This is a genomic window from Halobaculum rarum (assembly GCF_040025155.1).
Taxonomy (GTDB): domain Archaea; phylum Halobacteriota; class Halobacteria; order Halobacteriales; family Haloferacaceae; genus Halobaculum; species Halobaculum rarum.
This window is the reverse complement of record NZ_CP157275.1, coordinates 2,144,170-2,162,843: the sequence shown is the minus strand read 5'-3', so window position 1 is coordinate 2,162,843 and position 18,674 is coordinate 2,144,170. Positions and strand designations below refer to the sequence as shown.

The following is an 18,674-nucleotide window of genomic DNA, read 5'->3' as shown; positions in this document are numbered from 1 at the left end:
TGCGAACGGCGAACGGAGTGAGCCGTGAGCGAAGCGAGCGTCTCGGAGGAGCGGCAGTGCCGGCGGCGGCCACCTCACAAACCAACGGCGTAAAGAGCGCCCCGTCCCTATCGCGGGTAATGAACCCGCCGGACGGCGAGGCCGGCGCCGCGCTCGTGCCCGACGCGGACGCGGCGCTGGTGAGCCGGAGCTGCGAGGTGTCGGACGTCTCCTTCGGGTCGTTCCTCGCGGCCGGGGACCGCCACCGGATCCACTGGGCCGCGCCCGACGGGCTCGAAGTGGTCGGCGGCGGCGCGGCCGCCCGGCTCACGGCCGACGGCCCCGGCCGCTTCGACTCGCTGCGACGCGATTCGGAAACGCTGTTCTCGGCGGTCGACCACGATGGCCCCGCCGCGACGCGCCCGCGCGTGTTCGGCGGCCTCTCGTTCGGCCCGGACCACGACCCGACGGGCGTCTGGAAGGGCTTCCCCGCGGCCGCGTTCACCCTCCCGGCCGTCCAGCTCACCCGCGTCGACGACGGGACGTACCTCACCGTGACGCGGTACGGGCCCGATGTCGACGCGGATGGGGTGTCGGACGCGCTTGCGGCCGTCCGCGACCGCCTCGCCGACCTGCCGATGATGCGCGCCCGCAGCGAGAAGCCGGGCGTCGTCGGCACGGAGTGGCTCGTCGACCGCGAGGAGTGGACCGCACAGGTGGCGAGCGTGATCGACCGCATCCGCGGCGGCGATCTCCGGAAGGCGGTGCTTGCCACGGCACTGCGCGTCGATCTGGACGACGAGATCGACATCCCCGACACGCTCGGTCGCCTGCGGCGCACCTACCCCGAGTGCTACCGATTCCTCGTCCAGCCGACCGGCGGGAAGGGCTTCTTCGGGCCGCCGCCCGAGCGACTCGTCCGCCGCGAGGGCGAGGTCGTCGAGACGGAGGCGCTGGCTGGGTCGATGCCCCGCGGCGACACGCCCGAGGCGGACGCCGAGCACGCCCGGTCGCTGCTGGAGTCGGACAAGCTCCAGCACGAACAGCGCCTCGTCGTCGACACGATCTGCGAGCAGTTGGACGCGTTCGGCACCGTCGGCGAGGGCGAGCAGGGCGTCCGCAAGCTCACCAACATTCAGCACCTCCAGACGCCGATCAACGCCGTCCTCGACGGCGACACGCACGTGCTCGAACTCGTCGAGGCGCTGCACCCGACGCCCGCGGTCGGCGGCCTACCGCTCGATCTGGCGCTGGAGACCATCCGCGAGACGGAGACGTGGGATCGCGGCTGGTACGCCTCGCCCGTCGGCTGGTTCGACGCCGACGGCGACGGCGAGTTCGCGGTCGGCATCCGCTCGGGCGTCGCCGGCGGCCGGGAGGCGACGCTGTTCGCGGGGAACGGCATCGTCGGCGACTCCGACCCCGACGACGAGTGGGACGAGCTCCAGCCGAAGGTGCGGCCGATCATGGACGAACTGGAGCGGGAGGTCGACCGCAGGGAACCCTCCGATGCGAACGGGGAGCAAAGCGACCCGTGAGCGACCGGGACGGGTGAGCAGTCGGGCCAAGTGACCGGTCCCGGCTTCGACGGCCGCCTGCCAAACGACTAACAGCCGTCGCCGCGAGCCGCCGGCATGAGCGACGCAGGCGAGGTCGAGGGAGTCGACGCGGCGGTCGTCGCGGAGAAGGTGGCCGCCGCGCGGGAGGCGGTCGCCGCCAGCGACGAGGCGGACGCGTGGCTCTCCGTCGGCCGCGAGACGGACGTGAGCCCGGAGCCGTGCTTCCCGTACCTGCTCGGGTTCGACGTGGTGTGGCCGACGGCGGTCGTCGTCGGCCCCGAGTCGTCGGCGGTCGTGCTCGGTCGCCACGACGCGCCGACCGCCCGCGACCTGGACGTTCACGAGGTGCACGCGTACGACGAGTCGATCGCCGACCCACTGCGCGAGGTGCTGGACGGGATGGACGCCGGGCGCGTCGCGCTCAACTTCGACCGCGACGACGTGGTCGCGGACGGGCTCTCACACGGCCTCTTTCTCCAGCTCCGAGAGTACCTTCCCGACCGCGAGTTCACGAGCGCGAGCGACCTGATCCGTCGTCTCCGGGGCATGAAATCCGAGACCGAGTACGAGCGCGTTCGCGCGGCCGCCCTGGAAACCGAGGAGCTGCTCCAGACCGCGACGGCGACGTGGACCCCGGAGACGACCGAGGCGGAGTTCGCCGAGTTCCTTCACGAGCGGATGGCCGAACGCGGGCTCGACTCCGCGTGGGCGTGGGACTACTGCCCGACGGTCCACATGGGCGACCGCGAGGTCGGCCACACGCTCCCCGCCGAGCACACCGTCGACAAGGGCGAACTGCTCCACGTCGATTTCGGTATCAGACGCGACGGGTACGCGTCCGACATCCAGCGCCTGTGGGTCCGCGGCGAGGCGAGCGAGGGCCTTCGCGAGGCGTTCCGCGACGTGCGGGCGGCCATCGACGCCGGCCACGACGCGCTCGGCCCGGGCGCCGTGGGTCACGAGGTCGACACAGCCGCGCGCGAGGAACTCACCTCGCGGGGGTGGCCGGCGTTCGAGCACGCCTTCGGCCACCAGGTCGGGCGCGCGGCCCACGACGGGGGCACCCTGCTCGGCCCGGAGTGGGAGCGCTACGGCGAGGCGCCGCGCCACGAGGTACGCCCGGGCGAGGTGTACACGATGGAGTTGGGCGTCGCGACCGAGTGGGGGTACGTCGGGCAAGAGGAGATGGTCCGGATCACCGAGACGGGTACCGAGTGGGTCGTGCCGCCCCAGACCGAACTGCGGACGCTGTGAACCCGGTGGGGGATCCGGCCGCCGCCGACCGATCCGCCGGAGCGGCACGGTGAAGTGTGGTGGGTCCAGATTTCCGGTGTGAATACCGACCTCGCGCTCGGCTCCCGGGCGGCGGTCGTCCTCGCGGCGGTCCTCGCGGTCGTCGCGACGGTCGCGCTGGACCGGCTCGCGGACGCGGACCGCGGTTCGCCCGTCCGCCACCGGCTGATCCTCGGGGTCCCATGGGGGACGCTCACGGTGGCGGCGCTGGTGCTCGCGGTGTATCTGTTCGTGCAGGGGGGCTGGGGTCACTGGTACAACCCGGTCGTGATCCCGTTTCGGGCGTGGTCGTACCTCGCGCCGGTGGGCGTCGCCGTCTCCGGGTTCGCCCACGCCGGCCCCGGGCACCTCCTCGGCAACCTCCTCGGAACGCTCGCGGTCGCGCCGCTGGTGGAGTACGCCGTCGGACACTTCCCGCGCCGGCGCGGCAGCTCCTCGTTCGGGTCGCTCCGCGACACCCCATACGTTCGCGCGTTCCTCCTGTTCCCCGCCATGACGGTCGCCGTCGGCCTCGTTTCGGGCGCGTTCGCGCTCGGCCCCGTGATCGGCTTTTCCGGCGTCGTCTTCGCGTTCGTCGGCGCCGCGTTGGTGTACTACCCGCTGGGGACGGTCGTCGCGCTGTCGGCGTCCGGACTGCTCTCGACGACCTACCGCGCGCTGTCCTCGCCGGTCGTCGAGGCCAGCGGCCGGTCGGCGTACATCACGCCGTGGTGGGCCGACATCGCGATTCAGGGGCACGCGCTCGGACTGCTCGTCGGCGTGCTCGCGGCGGCGTGGCTCGCGGCCGCCCGCGGCGACGACCTCCCGCGGCCGCGACGGCTCGCGCTGGGGGCGCTGCTCGTCGGGGTGGAACAGTCGCTGTGGGCGGTGTACTGGTACCGCGGCGGCGAGACGTACGTCCTGTTCCGGGGGATCGGCCTCGCCGCAGTGGCGCTGGCCGCGGTGCTCGTTGCGGCGTTAGCGGTCGACCGGAACGCGCCGTCGGCCGACACCGTCCGCGAGACGCTGCGGGACCTCACCCCGCGGCGCGGCTCGGTCGCGGTCCTGCTCGTCGTCCTCGCGGCGCTGTCGGGGCCGGCCGTCGCGGTGAATCTCGTCGCCGTCGCCGACGAGCCGCTCCCCGGCGACCCGATCGAGGTACGCGGCTACGACGTCACCTACGCCGAGAACGTGGAAAACGGGATGGTGTCGGTGATCGACGTTGAGGCGTTCGGCGAGACGACCGGCGTCACCACCTCGGGCGTCGTCGTCCGTAATCCCGGCCGCGGCGTCTGGACGACCGCCGTCTCGAAGGGGCGGCTCGCGTTCGCGGGTCGCCAGCGGGTCGTCCTCGGCGGCGTCGGCTGGCGCGAGGAGATCACCGTCACCCGACGTGGCTGGACGACTGCCGGCGGCGACGGGCCGGCCTACCGGGTGACGCTGACCCACGACGACGAGACGACGCTCGCGTTCCGCTCGAACGCGTCGACCGCGGAGCCGCAGATCGCGGGGCGCAACGTCTCGGTGGTCCCGACCGAATCCGGGTTCGAGCTGCTCGTGCGGGGCGGGAACGAGAGCGCGCGGACGTCGCTTCCGGGCGAAAACGAGACCACGACGGCGAACGGGCTGACGTTCGTGCGCGACGGCCGGGCGGTGTTTGCGCTCGCCGGCGAGGTGACCGGCAACGCCTCCGCGGGCAACGCGACGGCGCCGACGAGGGTGCGCGTGGCGACGAGAGAACGGTACGGCGGGGAGAACGGCTGATACGCTCGCGAGGGATCGCAACCTCGCCCGTCAGGCGTCATCGGCGCGGTCGTCGTTGCGGGCGCGGTCCTCATCGCCGGCGCGGTCGGTGTCGTCGGCGCGGTCGCGATCCCACTCGATCCGGAAGACCTCGGCGTCGACGTCGGCGGACTCGCTCGTCTGGTGGTCGAACGTCCGGTCGAGCGTGAGCGTCGCGGCGAAGGCGTCGGTCACCTCGCCGCCTGCGTCGGCGGCGAACGACTCGACGAACTCGCGGCTGCCGGCGTTGTGAACCGAGTACGACACGTCCGCGAGGTCGGCCACCGTCTCCAGAAACGCGCGATCGGCGTGTTCGTTCCCGGTCTGCGCGCCGAACGGCGGGTTCATGAGCACGGTGATCGGTCCCTCGGCGGAGAGCCGATCGCGCGCGAGCGGCGGCCGCGTCGCGTCCGCGCACACCCAGTGGACCTCGGTGCGGGCGCCGACCCTGCGCTCGTTCTCCCGGGCGCGTGCGAGCGCGCCGCCGTCGAGTTCGACGCCGACGACGCGCGCGGCGCCGCGGAGGGCCGCCCCGAGCGCGAACATTCCGGTGCCGGCGCCGAGATCGATGACGGTTCTGCCGGCGACATCGCCGCGGAGGTCCGCGAGGTGGACGACATGGGCGGCCACGTCGGCCGGCGTGGGGTACTGTTCGAGGCTGGCGGTCGGGTCGGCGAAGCCGGCGACGACGGCCAGTTCGCCCTCCAGCCCGCGACGACTTGCCACGCCTCAGGCGCCGCCGTCGCTGTCGGTTCGGCCGCCGGACACGTCGCCCTCGACGGTCAGCGAGACGCCCTCGCGGTCGGCACGCTCGGCCAGCGCGTCCAGCGCCGGACGAACCTTCGCGGGGTCGACGACCGCGCCGGGCTCGACGACGAGTTCGCCGGCTCCGAGCTGGCTCGCGGCCCGCAGCAACGACCGAAGGCGGTCGGCCTCGCGCTGCGTTTCGATGGAGCAGTCGGCGCCGAACTCCGCCTCGACGCGAAGACCCGCGGGGACGTACCCCTCGTCGGCCAACGCCGCGCGGAGGTCGCGGAGGTCGCCGGGGGCGGTCGACTCCAGGGCGTCGGCGTCGATGGTGACCGGCTCGGCGTCGACCGGCTCGGCGGTCGCGACGGCCCGCCGGACGTGCGTGGACGACTGGGTGCTCATACACGGCCAGTACAACTAGTAATACAAAAGAGTTTGTAAATGTCTTATGGTTATTCTTCGAGGCTCCGATCGAAGCGGTTTGCTGACGGCGACACGGCATTCGACGAGGTCGACAGTCGCCGCCGATCCGGGGGGTGACATACCTATCGATTCGTCATACACCGCTGAAACCGCCAATACGCCCGGATACGGCACTTCTTCGGGACGAATCGCCCGGTCGATCTTGCCCAAAGACTTAAATACGAGCCGCGACAGAAGACTTATTAATGGAAGGTCCGAGCCGACAGCGACAGCGAGAGGCGGGCGAGTCGGAGAAGCAGTCGGACGAGGAGCTCACGTGTCCGGAGTGTACCAGCGACAACGTCGTGATGGACGCGGACCAGGGAGAGTTGGTCTGTGACGACTGCGGGCTCGTTCTGGACGAGCGCCAGATCGACCGCGGGCCGGAATGGCGGGCGTTCAATCACTCCGAGCGGCAGTCGAAGTCGCGGGTGGGCGCGCCCGTAACGGAGACGATGCACGACAAGGGCCTCACGACCACTATCGACTGGAAGGACAAGGACGCCTACGGTCGGTCCCTCAGCTCCGAGAAGCGCTCGCAGATGCACCGCCTGCGCAAGTGGCAGGAGCGCATTCGCACGAAGGACGCGGGCGAGCGCAACCTCCAGTTCGCGCTCTCGGAGATCGATCGGATGGCCTCCGCGCTCGGCGTTCCCCGGTCGGTCCGGGAAGTCGCTTCCGTCATCTATCGCCGCGCGCTCAAAGAGGACCTCATCCGCGGCCGCTCCATCGAGGGCGTCGCCACGGCGGCGCTGTACGCCGCCTGCCGCCAGGAGGGTATCCCCCGCTCGCTCGACGAGGTCGCGGAGGTCTCCCGCGTCGAGCAGAAAGAGATCGGTCGGACCTATCGCTACATCTCTCAGGAACTGGGCCTCGAACTCAAGCCGGTCGACCCCAAGCAGTTCGTTCCGCGCTTCGCCTCCGCCCTCGGCCTCAGCGAGGAGACACAGGCGAAGGCGACCGAGATCATCGACGTGTCCGCTGAGCAGGGACTGCTGTCGGGGAAGTCGCCCACCGGCTTCGCGGCCGCCGCGATCTACGCCGCGTCGCTGCTGTGCAACGAGAAGAAGACCCAGCGCGAGGTCGCCGACGTGGCGCAGGTCACCGAGGTCACCATCCGCAACCGCTATCAGGAACAGATCGAAGCGATGGGCTTCCGATAACCGACAGCGAGAGCCGACGAACCCGACTCGACAGCGCCGATCCCGCGAGCCCGACTCGACGACACCGAGCGCGAACGTTTTTCTGCGATACCGGGACCAGCCCCACCGTGACCTGAGTACTGCCGCGCGACGGTCAGCGAGTGCGAGGTCGACGAAACGGAGCCCTCGATGCGAGCGGCGCGAGCCGTGAGCGCGTGCGGTCGTCCGTCGCGCGCCGCGTCGTCGAGTGTCCGCCCCCGGAGACGCCCTGACGACGCACGACCGCCTGTTAGCTACTCATGTGCGACACCGACGCCCGGAGTCGGAGAGAGCCGCCAGCGCGCAGGTTGTCGATACCGCAGCCTCGCTTCCCCGACGAGCCGCTGCTTACTGCTCGACGAACACGACGACCTGTCGGTCCCACAGTCCCAGACGGACGTCGTACTGCCGATAGCCGTCGCCGAGGTTCGTGTTCACCGTGACGCGGCGGTCGGGCGTGGTGACCACGACGGGCGGCGTGTCGGCGCCGAACCCGCCGGCCGTACGAACGCTCGTCGTCTCGGCGTCGATCCGTTCGAAGTACCACTGGAGCGGGAGCCGCGCCCCCCACGCGTCACGGTCGGCGGCGTCGACCGGCGGGAGCGCGTACTCCCGTTCGGTGTACAGCCGGTCGCCGACGTACGCCACGTCCGCACCGTTCGAGCCATCGCTGTCGGCGATCGCGGCGGCGGCGGCCGCGAGCATCGGGTCGATATCGTCGGACGGCTGGGCGAACTGCCCGAATTCGGAGCCCGGCTCGGGGGCTGCGTACACGCCCGCGGCCGTCGCGCCGTAGCCGACGAATCCCGCGGAGGCGACGAGCAACGCCGCGACGAGCCACGCGGGATCGCTCGCACGGGCACGCGACCGGAGCGCGCGTGCGGCCCACGCGAGGCCGACGGCGCCGGGAAGCGCGAGCAGCGGGACCACGTGGACTGCCGTCCACGGCTCCACGCCCATCGAGGCGATCGGGAACACGAGCAGCCCGAACCCGGCGGCGTACGCGCCGAAGGCGACGACGCCGCGTGCGTCGTCGCTGTAGCGGTCGCGGAGGAACCCGACGAACCCGAACGCCAGCACCGGCCATGCGGTCGCGATGAGCGTCCGGGCGTAGCCGGTGACTGCCGGAAGGAACGAGTTGCCGTCGGCCGGCGGCGTCAGCCGCGCGGTAACTCGCAGCGAGATGAACCGCTCGGGCGCCTCGATGAACGCGAACGACACCGCCGCAGGCAGCGTCGCGGGGTTCCACAGTCCGGGGTCGGCGCCGCCGCCGCGCGGGGCGAACACCAACAGCGCGGCCCCGAGGAACACGAACAGCGCGCGCGAGAGCGTCGTCGATTCCGCACGGAGCCACGCAACGCCGGCCGCGAGGCGCGCGTGCGCCGCCGCCGGCACGCCATCGACGCGCGCCTCGTCGAGCACGAACGCGCCGGCGACGAGCCACAGCGGGAGGTACGCGACCGCGAACCCGGAGGAGCCGAGCGCGAGCGCGAGCGCCGTCGCCGCCAGATAGATCGGCCACCGAGCACCGGTCGTTCGGTGGCGGACGACTCCCCCGATGACGACGAGGCCGAACGCCGCCGCGAGCACGTCGCCGCGGAGGAACCGCGAGTAGTAGACGAAAAGCGGCGATCCAGCCAGCAGCGCCGACAGCGCGATCGTCTCGTCGTCGCGCAGCGGGCCACGGAACAGGAGTGCAGCCGCGGGGAGCAGCCCTCCGACGAGCGCGACCGCCGAGCGAGCGGCGGCGTCGGAGGTACCGAGGAGCTCGATCGCCCAGCGAGTCACGAGGTACACGACGGGACCGCCGGCGGCCGGCCGGTACGAGTACACTCCGGTGTCGATGTACCGGAGCGTCCAGTAGCCGACGCGCCCCTCGCTCCAGTGAAACGGTCGATCCCCGAGGAACGCGAAGCGGGCGACGAGCGCCAGCGCGACGACGGCCGCGACCGCGAGAACGGTCCGGTCGAGCCTACTCGACCGCGTCGCGCCGGTGCCGTCGCCGTCGGACATACCCGGCCGTGTCCCCGCCGCAGTAGTAGGTCTTCGGGTTTCTCCCGGTCCGAGACCGTCGAGCGACGCGCGGGCGTCGGGTCCCGTGGAGCCGGTCGTCACGAGGCGACGGCGGCTGCCGTGATGCGACACGCTCATTCCGCGCGGTCGCCGACGGGCGGGTATGTCGCTGGTCGCATCCCTGCCGGGTCGCCCGCTCACCGACGGCGAGATCGCCTCGTTGAACCGCGCCGACTCGGTCGAACTCGCCGTCGCCGTCGAGAGCGACACCGACTCCGAGGCGGCCGAGGCCAACGCGGCCGACGCCGGCGCCGAGGGACTGCTCGTCGCGACCGACTCGTGGGTGAAAGGGATCGACTTCCTCGGGGGAGCCTGGGAGGTCGTCGAGTCGGTCGATATCGAGGGCGACGAGGACCGCTACGACGCGCTCCGAGCGTGTGAGGACGCCGTCCGCGCGAACCGCTCGGACACAGCAGCCGGCGCCGAGTAACCGCGGGTCTGTGGTGACGCCGCCGCGCACCCTCGGCGGCCCGGTTCGGTCGCCGGGTTCGGCCGCCGACTTTTTCGACTGGCGGCCGTAGGTCCGGTCGCATGTACAACGACATCCTGGTGCCGACTGACGGGAGCCCGGCCGCCGACGCGGCCGTCGAGCACGCGGTGACGCTCGCCGATCGCTTCGACGCGACGCTGCACGCGCTGTACGTCGTCGACGCGACCGCGTACTCGGCCATCGAGGCCGGAACCGACATCGTCGCCGAGGCGCTCGAAACCGAAGGCGAGGACGCCGTCTCCCGGATCGCGGAGGCGGCCGACGACGCCGAACTCCCCGTGATCGAGTCGGTGACCTCGGGGACTGCCTACCGCTCGATCCTCGAGTACGCCGACGACAACGACATCGACATGATCGTGATGGGGACTCACGGGCGCCGCGGGCTCGACCGCTACCTCCTCGGGTCGGTGACCGAGCGCGTCGTCCGCTCGGCGAACCAGCCCGTGCTCACGGTCCGCGATCGGGGGGAGGACGCCGACGAGGAGTGACCGCTCGGCGACGGCGGGGAGCTTCGGCCTTGACCGTCGGATAGGGCGTCGAGCCGGCCGGCCGTTCCGCGAGACACGGGTTTAAGCCGAGCGCCGCGGACACCCGAGTATGAGCCAGACCGTCGCTCACGACGACCTGTCGGCGTTCCGCCGCGACCTCCACCGCCACCCGGAGCCGGCGTGGTGCGAGTTCTACACCACCGCTCGAATCGTCGACGAACTCGAGTCCCGGGATCTCACCGCGGTCCACTACGGCCCGGAGATCCTCGGGGGCGAGCGGATGAACGTCCCCGACGACGACGAACTCGCCGAGTGGTTCGAGCGCGCGCGCGAAGCCGGCGCGCGCGAGGACGTGCTCGCCGAGATCGAGGGGGGCTACACCGGCGCCGTCGCCGTGCTCGAACGCGGTGAGGGACCGGTGATCGGCGTCCGCGTCGACATCGACGCGCTCCCGATCCTCGAGTCCGAGGACGGCGAACACGTCCCCGCAGGCGAGGGGTTCCGCTCCGAGCACGACGGGTACATGCACGCGTGCGGCCACGACGCGCACGCGACGTTCGGGCTGGGGCTGATCGATGAGATCCTCGCCTCGGACTTCTCGGGCACCCTGAAGGTGTTCTTCCAGCCCGGCGAGGAGCAGATCGTCGGCGGCCAGCCGATGGCCGAGTCCGACCTGATCGACGACGTGGAGTACTTCCTGGCGGCCCACGTCGGCCTCGACCACCCGACCGGCGAGGTGATCTGCGGCATCGACGGCTTCCTCGCCGTCTCACATTTCCACGCCGAGTTCGAGGGCGAGCCGTCCCACGCCGGCGGCCACCCCGAACAGGGACGCAACACGGTCCAGGCTGCGGCCGCGGCCATCCAGAACCTCTACGGGATCCCCCGCCACGCCGACGGCCCGACCCGAGTGAACGCGGGCGTCGTCGGCGGCGGCACCGCGACGAACATCATCCCCGAGGAGTGCTTCGTCGAGGGGGAGGTGCGTGGCGGCACGACCGAGCTGATGGAGTACATGGACGAGAAGGCCCACTGCGTCATCGAGTCGGCCGCCGACATGCACGAGGTCGACGTGGACATCGAGACGCTCGGGCGGGCTCCCTCGGCGACCAGCGACGAGGAGCTGGCGGCGCCGATCGCCGAGATCGCCGGCGATATCGACGGCGTGACGAACGTGATAGAGCGCGACGAGCTGGGGGGAAGCGAGGACGCGACGTACATGATGCAGGCGGTGCAGGACAACGGCGGCTACGCGACGTACGTCGGTATCGGTACGAGCCACCCCGGCGGTCACCACACGAGCACCTTCGACGTGGAGGAGGAGTCGCTGGACATCGGCGTCGACTTCCTCACGGCGGCGGTGCTGGCGATCGCAGAACAGAATCCCTGAGGTCGGCGTCGCACCGTCGCCGAGTCGTTCGGCGACCGTACCCCCTCGCCTCACCCGACGGTCGCGAGGAGATAGTCGAACGCCAGACTCGTCACGTACGGCAACACGAGCGCGAAGAGAACCTCCTGTACCATTCCGGTGTCCAGCGGGAATTCGCTCGTTCGCTCGATCTGTTCCATCCGCAGCCGCTCGTACAGGTACCGACTCGTTTCCTCGGGCGAGGCCGGCTCCGCGTAGGGGAACCGGTCGGCGGTCTCGCCGATGTCGGCGGTTCGCTCCGCGAGCACGTCGATCTTGTGCTGCTTCGCCGCGCCGATGTACCCGCGGAGCCACAGCATCGGGCCGAAAAACAGCAAAACTCCGAACGCGAGCCCGGCAATGATGAACGTCGAGGAGAACAGCGAGGTCGGGTCCGTCCCGACCGCTACCGTCTGGAAGGTGGTGAACAGCGCGAGGAGAACGAAGTAGGTGACCGCGATCGACTTGAACAGCCGCCCGACGGGTTCCAGCCCGCCGGTCCCGTGTGGGTCAGAGAAGTCGATCAGCCTCGCGCGGCGGATCTTCAGCGGTAACACCACGAGCGCGCCGACGATCAGCCCGAGGAGTTCGCCACCGATCGGGTACAGCGCGAGCGGGATGATCACGTAAAACCGGACCGCCGCGACGGTCGGACCGGTGAGCTCGGCGACGGGGCCGATCAGCCCCGCCGGGTTCGTGAGCAGTTGTGTGCCGTACAGGGTCCAGCCGACGAAGACGATGCCGACCACCACGCGGTCGGGAACGATCGACTCGATCGCGACCGTCTCCTTCGAGATTCCCTCGGCCGGAACTCCCAGCGCGGTCGTCATCCGTCGGAAGAGCGGGCCCTCGGGGTCGAACTCCGTGAGGTCTCGATCGACGGCGTCCGCGAGGTCGTCGACGGCGCGCGCGTACCGTCCCTTGAGCCGACGCATGATCCATACGACCCCGAGCCACGCGGGGATCTGGAACACCTCACCGGGGTTCACTGCGAGCGAGAGCGTCCCGGTCTGCAGCCAGCCGACGACCGAGAGGATCGGGATGTGTATCGCGACGACCGCGGCGACGAGGAGGTACGGTGCACCCCCCTCCCAACCGATGGCGTGCGCGAGCCGACCGAACCCCAGTCGCCGCGCCGCGCGTTCGATCCACAGATCGCGAACCGCGTACTCTGTTCCGCCCATACGTGTCGGCACAAAATGGAGCGTAGTTAACAGTAACTGACTGCACTGTCCACTCCCGGGTGGGGGTTCACGCCGACGGCGCCCGTCGTGACCGAGCGGGACCACCGTCGAGAGAGAAGAGAACTGTCCGAGTCGGTGACTAGTACTTCGGGTCCGCTCCGGTCACGTCGTACACCTGCTCCATCAGCCGGTCGCGCTCGTCGCGCCACGCCTCGAACGCCGACGGGCGCGTCGGGTACCGGCCGTAGTGGTCCATCAGGTCGTCCGCGGCGCGTTTCGTCTTGTAGAAGTCCCAGATCTGGCCCCAGTGGCCGTAGCTGTCCTTGATCACCTCGGCGACGAGCCGTGGTTTCACCGACGCGCTGCCGGAGTACAGCGCCTCCGCGAGGCTCTCGCCCGGGAGCGACGCCAGCAGGCCCATCAGCTCGTCCACGTCGATGGCCGTCGAGAGGATGTTGTACACGTCGAGGGCGGCGTAGCGGGAGCCGAAGTGACCCATCACGCGCTCGTTGTAGTGCCACAGCGCCTCCTCGCTCACGTCGCCGGCGTCGATGGCCTCGACGGCCTGCTCGGCGGCGTACTTCCCGGCGTAGGCTGCGCCCGCGATGCCGCCACCGGTTGTGGGATTGACGTGGCCCGCAGCGTCGCCGGCGGCGATGAAGCCCGGCGCGACCGCCGAGTCGTACGGGCGACGGGTGGGCAGCGCCGCGCCGAGCTTGTCGGTCACCTCCGCGCCCTCGAACTCCGGGCGGTTCCGGAGGTCCTGCTTCAGGTCGTCGACGAGCTTCATCGGCTCCTCGTTCATCTGGAAACCGAGGCCGGCGTTGATCTCGGTGTCCGTTCGCGGGAAGTACCAGAGGTACCCCGCCGCGCGCTTCGTCGGCTTGAACACGAGCGCGTCGTCGTAGTCGACGGGCTCGGGCACCTCGACGACCTCGCGGTACGCCGAGCAGAACTGCGAGAACGAGACGTTGGTGTCGAACGTCGCGTCCGCGAGGTCGGCTTTGTCCTGGAGGATCGACAGCGCCCCCGCCGCGTCGATGGTGACCTCGGCGTCGTACTCGACGACCTCGCCCTTCCGCTTGGCGCGGACGCCCGTCACGCGGCCGTCGTCCGTCTGGATCACGTCCTGAACGACGGTGTCGTAGTGGAATTCAACTCCGCGGCGCTCGGCGCCCGCGATGATGTTCCGGCCGTACTCCCAGCGGTCGATAACCGCGAGCTCGCCGGGGATCGGGATCTCGAGCACCGTATCGTGGCTGGGGATCTCGAAACGTCCGTGATCCACGCCGGTGTTGGTGAACGCCGAGTCGATCTCGGATTTTGGGATCGACTCCGGGAACTTGTCCGCGCCCTTGAGCGCGTCGCCGCAGGCGATGTGGCCCGCTTCCTCCTCGTCTTTCCGCTCAACGATGACGACGTCGAGGCCCGCCTCGGCGGCCGTGGCGGCGGCGTAGCAGCCGGCCGTGCCCGCGCCGACCACGACGATGTCGGGCTCGTGGGTGGTCATTACACGGAGTCACGGGCGGGCGGTGAAAAAGCCGATCGGTCCGTGCGGGACGGGAGGGAGCAACGCGACCGAGCGTCCCGAAGTGAACGGCGAGCGAAGCGAGCCGTGAGGAGCGAGGCCTCGCCCCCTTCTGGGCGGAGCGGCACGAGGACCGCTCCGCCGGTGGGCCGAGACGCTCGGTCGTTCCCTTCGGTCACTCCCTCTCGTCTCGCTACCCTTCTGGGCGGCTCGGCCCGAAGACCTCGCCGCCGTCGGCCGTCGTCACGCTCGGCCGTTCACTTCGTTCGCGGCCTCGCTCCGACGACGCTACTCCTCGCCGGACTCGTAGTGCTCCCCGGCCGCCTCCGGCAGGCGCGTCCGACCGAACAGCGCGAGCACGACGATGACCGACACGTACGGGATGGTCCGCACGAGCGGCCGCGGGATCGCGAGCACGTTCTGCCCCTGCAGCGACAGCTGGAGCGCGTCGAGTCCCGCGAACAGCAGCGTCGACAGCATCGCGCCGATCGGGTTGTAGTTGCCGAGGAGGTACGTCACGATGGCGATGAACCCCTTTCCGTTCACCATCGTCGGCCCGTTGCCGACGAACTGCCCGAGCGACAGCGACAGCGCCGCGCCGCCGACGCCCGCGAGCACGCCCGAGAGGATCACCGCCGCGTAGCGCACGCGGGAGACGTCGACGCCGGCCGTGTCGAGCGCCTTCGGGTTCTCGCCGGAGGCGCGCACCCACCGACCGAACGAGGTGCGGTTGAGCGTCCACCACGACGCGCCGACAGCGAGGAACATCAGATACACCATCGGCGACGCCTCGAACAGCGCGCCGACGACGGGGATCCTCGCGAGCGTCTCCAGTCCCGCGACGACCGTCGTCGAGACGACCGGGAGCCCCGTGCTCGCGAGCAGTTGTCCGATCCCGGGGTACGTCGCGCCGGCGCTCGCGTTCGTCGAGCCGAACACCACCTGCGAGGCGAACGGGGCGAGCCCGAGCGCGATGAGCCAGATCGCCAGTCCCGCGATGATCTGGTCGGCGCGGAACTCGATGCAGACGATCGCGAACAGCAGCGCCAACAGCGACGAGGCGAGTATGCCCCCGAGGAGGCCGAACCACACCGAGCCGGTGATCGAGGTGACGTACACGCCGCCGAACGCTGAGACGATGAGCAGCCCCTCCAGCCCGATGTTGATGACGCCGGACTTCTCGGCGAAGATACCCCCCAGCGCCGCGAAGGCGATAGGAACCGACAGACGCAGGGCGGCCGCGAGCGTCGACTTCTGGAACAGCAGCGCGAGCACCGCGACCAGCACGTCGGCGTAGCCGGCGAGCGCGATCCCGACGGCCGCGAGCACCGCGACGGCCACGGTCGCCGCCGCGATCCGTGCGCGCGTCCCCAGCCCGTCGACGGCGGAGGCGACGCTCACGCCTCCTCACCCCCGTCGGTCGCGACGGCGTCGCGACTCCCGCCGAACCGGTCGCGCACGTCGACGCGCTGGCCGATCATCCGGAAGAACTCCGGCATCGCCACGAACAGGACGATGAGCCCGCGGAGGACCCCGACCAGCTGCGGCGGCACGTCCGTCCCCACGTCGACGACGATGGAACCGGACTTCAGCACGCCGAACAACAGCGCCGCCGCGATCGCGCCCACCGGGTTGTTGCCGGCGAGGATGGAGACGGTGATGCCGTCGAAGCCGTAGTCCGGCACGCCGGTCTGGAAGTTCCCCGCGATCGTCAGGACGTACACCGCGCCGCCGATCCCGGCGAGCGCGCCCGACAGCGCCATCGAGGCGACGACTGTGCGCGCGGCGTCGACGCCGCCGTACTCGGCGGCATCGGGCTGGATGCCGCTCGTCCGCAGGTCGTAGCCGAACGAGGTGCCGCGCAGCAGGTACGCGATCCCGACGGCCACGACGATCGCGAGCGCCAGCGCCAACAGCGACGCGTCGGTGCGCCCGGGGAACAGCGGCTGCGGGAACAGCGCGTACTCGGGGAGCGTCCGCGTCTGGTTGGCGAAACTGTCGGGAGCCTTGAACGGTCCCGAGGCGAGATACAGCGCGAAGGAGGTGGCGACGAAGTTGAGCATGATCGTCGTGATCACCTCGTTGGCGTCGGCGTACGCCTTCAACGCGCCCGGGATGGCCCCCCAGATACCGCCGACGAACGCGCCGACCGCGAGCCCCAGCGGGACGAGGACGAGCGTGCCGACGAGCCCCGAGACGGCATCGGAGAACCCGTACACGACGAGCGCGCTCGCGAGCGCGCCGAACACGAGCTGCCCCTGTCCGCCGATGTTGAACACGCCGGCCTTGAACGCCACCGCAACGGCGATCCCGGTGAACACGAGGACGGTCGTCTCCGAGACCGTCGTGGCGAACTGTCCGTTCAGCGGGTTCGCGAGGAAGTCGCCGAACGCGCCGAGGAAGAGGCTGTCGTACACGACGAACGGGTCATAACAGAAGCCGACGCCCAACAGCGAGTACGCCGCCGACCCACAGGAGGTCATCCGTCCCGCCGCGAGGATGAGGAGGAAGCCGATCGCAACCGACAACAGCAGCGCCGACCCCGAGATGAGCAGCCGCTCGGTCGCGCTCGCGGCGACGAGCCGATCGAGCGCGTCGAAGAGCCGAGCGCGGGAGCCCCGGGAACCCCCCGAGCCATCCGACTCCCCATCGTCGGCGTCAGTCATCCGCCACCTCCGCGTCCCCGTCGTCGCTCGAACGTGGTCCGGCGTCGGTCGCGTCGCCCCGACCACGGTCGTCGGCGTCACCGGCGTCGGCGACGCGCTCGGCGCGCGGGACGTCCTCGGGGCGCTCGCCGGCCATCATGAGCCCGAGCTGCTCCTCGGTCACCTCGTCGGGATCGACCACATCGACGATCTGTCCGCGGTACATCACCGCGAGGCGGTCCGACAGGCCGCGGACCTCGTCGAGCTTCGAGGAGACCAGAAGTACCGCTCGCCCCTCGTCGCGCAGCTCGACGAGTCGGTCGTGGATGAACTCCGTCGACCCGATGTCGACGCCGCGGGTCGGGTGCGACGCGACAATACACGAGGGGTCGCGCGCGAACTCGCGCCCGACGATGAACTTCTGCTGGTTGCCGCCCGACAGCGACTTCGCCGCGGCGCCGGCGTCCGAAGGACGGACGTCGTACTCGTCGATGATCGCGTCCGCGTGGCCCTCGGCACGGTCCCAGTCGAGTCGACCGCGCTCGGCGAACGGGGCGTCGTGTTGGGAGCCGAGCACGCCGTTCTCGGTGAGGTCGAAGTCCATCACGAGCCCGCGATCCTGTCGGTCCTCCGGGATGTACGCCATGCCCGCGCGGGTTCGGGCTCGGCGGGAGGCGTCCGTCACGTCGCGGCCCGCGAGTTCGACGCGCCCCTCGGCGGAGGCGTGCAATCCGGTGACGACCTCCACGAGCTCCGACTGTCCGTTGCCGTCGACGCCGGCGATGCCGAACACCTCGCCCTCGCGGACGGTGAAGGAGACGTCGTCGACGGCGACCACGTCGCGGTCGTCGAAGGCGGTGACGCCCTCGACCGAGAGCGCCGTCTCACCGGGGGTTCCGGGGGGCATCTCCGTCTCCAGCATCACCTCGCGGCCGACCATCAGCTCCGCGAGCTCCTCGCGGGTCGTGTCGGCCGTCTCGACGGTGCCGACGTTCCGCCCGTCGCGCAGGACCGTCACCTCGTCGGCCGCCTCCAGCGCCTCGCCCAGCTTGTGGGTAATGAAGATGACCGTCTTCCCCGCGTCGGTCAGCTCCTCGAGCACCTCGAACAGGTCCTCGACCTCCTGGGGGGTGAGCACCGCCGTCGGCTCGTCGAGGATGAGCACCTCCGCGCCGCGGTACAGCGCCTTCAGGATCTCGACGCGCTGTTGGACGCCGACGCCGACGTCCTCGATGCGCGCGTCCGGTTCCACGTCGAAGCCGTACCGCTCCGACAGCTCCAGCACGGCATCTCTGGCAGCCTCGCGATCCACGGAGAGGCCGCCCCACTTGCGCGGCTCGTTGCCCAGCGTGATGTTCTCGGCGACGGTCATCGGGTCGACCAGCATGAAGTGCTGGTGGATCATCCCGACCCCGGCGTCGATCGCGTCGCCGGGGGAGCCGAACCGGCGCGGCGCGTCGACGATCGTGGCGCTACCCGCGTCGCCGTCGCCGCCGTCCTCGTACGTTAGGCCGTCACCGTCGACGTACACGTCGCCCTCGGTCGGCTCGTACAGCCCGTAGAGGACGTTCATCAGGGTGGTCTTGCCCGCGCCGTTCTCGCCGAGGAGGGCGTGGACCGTCCCCCGCTCGACCGAGAGCGTGACGTCGTCGTTGGCGACGACGCCGGGGAAGCGCTTCGTAATCGAGTCGAGGCGGACGGCCTCCGTCATGTCGCCGGTTGTTTCGGCGGGGGCGGGATAAACGGCGCGTTTCGTCGGAACGGGCGTTCAGGAAACCGGAGTGTCAGACGGGATACCACAGGGTATCGGCGAGTACGAGAAATCGAGTCGGGTGCGGTCCGCGCCGACGGCCCTGCCGTCAAGCAGAGAGTG

The 18,674-nt window shown here is 70.6% G+C and carries 14 protein-coding genes and 1 pseudogene; 7 read left to right on the top strand and 8 right to left on the bottom strand.

The window, feature by feature from the left end; all coding sequences use genetic code 11:
• Positions 1-119 precede the first annotated feature (119 nt).
• The 3 genes from ABJD39_RS11170 to ABJD39_RS11160 all read left to right on the top strand — a co-directional run bounded on the left by ABJD39_RS11170 (position 120) and on the right by ABJD39_RS11160 (position 4,574).
• Positions 120-1,517 (top strand): isochorismate synthase, encoded by a 1,398-nt coding sequence (locus ABJD39_RS11170; protein ID WP_348608482.1) that lies wholly within the window; start codon positions 120-122, stop codon positions 1,515-1,517.
• A 96-nt stretch (positions 1,518-1,613) separates the two neighbouring features.
• The gene (locus tag ABJD39_RS11165; protein ID WP_348608479.1) at positions 1,614-2,792 is read left to right on the top strand and encodes a M24 family metallopeptidase; all 1,179 of its coding nucleotides are present in this window, start codon (positions 1,614-1,616) and stop codon (positions 2,790-2,792) included.
• Between the two features lie 78 nt (positions 2,793-2,870).
• Positions 2,871-4,574: a rhomboid family intramembrane serine protease gene (locus ABJD39_RS11160; RefSeq protein ID WP_348608475.1), complete on the top strand. Its 1,704-nt coding sequence runs from the start codon at positions 2,871-2,873 to the stop codon at positions 4,572-4,574.
• A gap of 111 nt (positions 4,575-4,685) precedes the next feature.
• Here the strand turns inward: ABJD39_RS11160 and ABJD39_RS11155 are convergent.
• Positions 4,686-5,318: pseudogene (locus ABJD39_RS11155) on the bottom strand (METTL5 family protein); the annotation flags it as partial.
• 3 nt (positions 5,319-5,321) lie between these two features.
• A complete protein-coding gene (locus ABJD39_RS11150; RefSeq protein WP_348608473.1) occupies positions 5,322-5,744 on the bottom strand; it encodes a hypothetical protein in 423 nt (140 codons plus the stop codon).
• Between the two features lie 266 nt (positions 5,745-6,010).
• On the opposite strand from ABJD39_RS11150, the gene ABJD39_RS11145 reads away from it, so the two are divergent.
• Positions 6,011-6,967 carry a transcription initiation factor IIB gene (locus ABJD39_RS11145; RefSeq protein WP_348608470.1) on the top strand — a complete coding sequence of 319 codons (957 nt, stop codon included), beginning with the start codon at positions 6,011-6,013 and terminating at the stop codon, positions 6,965-6,967.
• A 366-nt stretch (positions 6,968-7,333) separates the two neighbouring features.
• On the opposite strand, the gene ABJD39_RS11140 is transcribed toward ABJD39_RS11145, so the two are convergent.
• Complete coding sequence (locus ABJD39_RS11140; RefSeq protein WP_348608468.1) at positions 7,334-8,998, bottom strand: flippase activity-associated protein Agl23; 1,665 nt, start codon at positions 8,996-8,998, stop codon at positions 7,334-7,336.
• Positions 8,999-9,161: 163 nt separating this feature from the next.
• On the opposite strand from ABJD39_RS11140, the gene ABJD39_RS11135 reads away from it, so the two are divergent.
• The 3 genes from ABJD39_RS11135 (at position 9,162) to ABJD39_RS11125 (ending at position 11,426) form a co-directional block, all read left to right on the top strand.
• Positions 9,162-9,488, top strand: a complete 327-nt coding sequence (locus ABJD39_RS11135; RefSeq protein ID WP_348608466.1) for a hypothetical protein — start codon at positions 9,162-9,164, stop codon at positions 9,486-9,488.
• 101 nt (positions 9,489-9,589) lie between these two features.
• The gene (locus tag ABJD39_RS11130) at positions 9,590-10,036 is read left to right on the top strand and encodes a universal stress protein (protein WP_348608463.1); all 447 of its coding nucleotides are present in this window, start codon (positions 9,590-9,592) and stop codon (positions 10,034-10,036) included.
• 109 nt (positions 10,037-10,145) lie between these two features.
• Positions 10,146-11,426: an amidohydrolase gene (locus ABJD39_RS11125; protein WP_348608460.1), complete on the top strand. Its 1,281-nt coding sequence runs from the start codon at positions 10,146-10,148 to the stop codon at positions 11,424-11,426.
• Positions 11,427-11,476: 50 nt separating this feature from the next.
• On the opposite strand, the gene ABJD39_RS11120 is transcribed toward ABJD39_RS11125, so the two are convergent.
• The 5 genes from ABJD39_RS11120 to ABJD39_RS11100 all read right to left on the bottom strand — a co-directional run bounded on the left by ABJD39_RS11120 (position 11,477) and on the right by ABJD39_RS11100 (position 18,512).
• The gene (locus ABJD39_RS11120; RefSeq protein ID WP_348608457.1) at positions 11,477-12,628 is read right to left on the bottom strand and encodes a hypothetical protein; all 1,152 of its coding nucleotides are present in this window, start codon (positions 12,626-12,628) and stop codon (positions 11,477-11,479) included.
• A 139-nt stretch (positions 12,629-12,767) separates the two neighbouring features.
• On the bottom strand, positions 12,768-14,138 hold the full coding sequence (locus ABJD39_RS11115) for a geranylgeranyl reductase family protein (protein WP_348608454.1): 1,371 nt from the start codon (positions 14,136-14,138) through the stop codon (positions 12,768-12,770).
• A gap of 306 nt (positions 14,139-14,444) precedes the next feature.
• Positions 14,445-15,557, bottom strand: coding sequence for an ABC transporter permease (locus ABJD39_RS11110; protein ID WP_348608451.1), 1,113 nt, complete (start codon positions 15,555-15,557; stop codon positions 14,445-14,447).
• Positions 15,554-16,822: an ABC transporter permease gene (locus ABJD39_RS11105; protein WP_348608448.1), complete on the bottom strand. Its 1,269-nt coding sequence runs from the start codon at positions 16,820-16,822 to the stop codon at positions 15,554-15,556. The genes ABJD39_RS11110 and ABJD39_RS11105 overlap by 4 nt, the downstream gene beginning before the upstream one ends.
• Positions 16,815-18,512, bottom strand: a complete 1,698-nt coding sequence (locus ABJD39_RS11100; protein ID WP_348608445.1) for an ABC transporter ATP-binding protein — start codon at positions 18,510-18,512, stop codon at positions 16,815-16,817. The genes ABJD39_RS11105 and ABJD39_RS11100 overlap by 8 nt, the downstream gene beginning before the upstream one ends.
• Positions 18,513-18,674 lie beyond the last annotated feature (162 nt).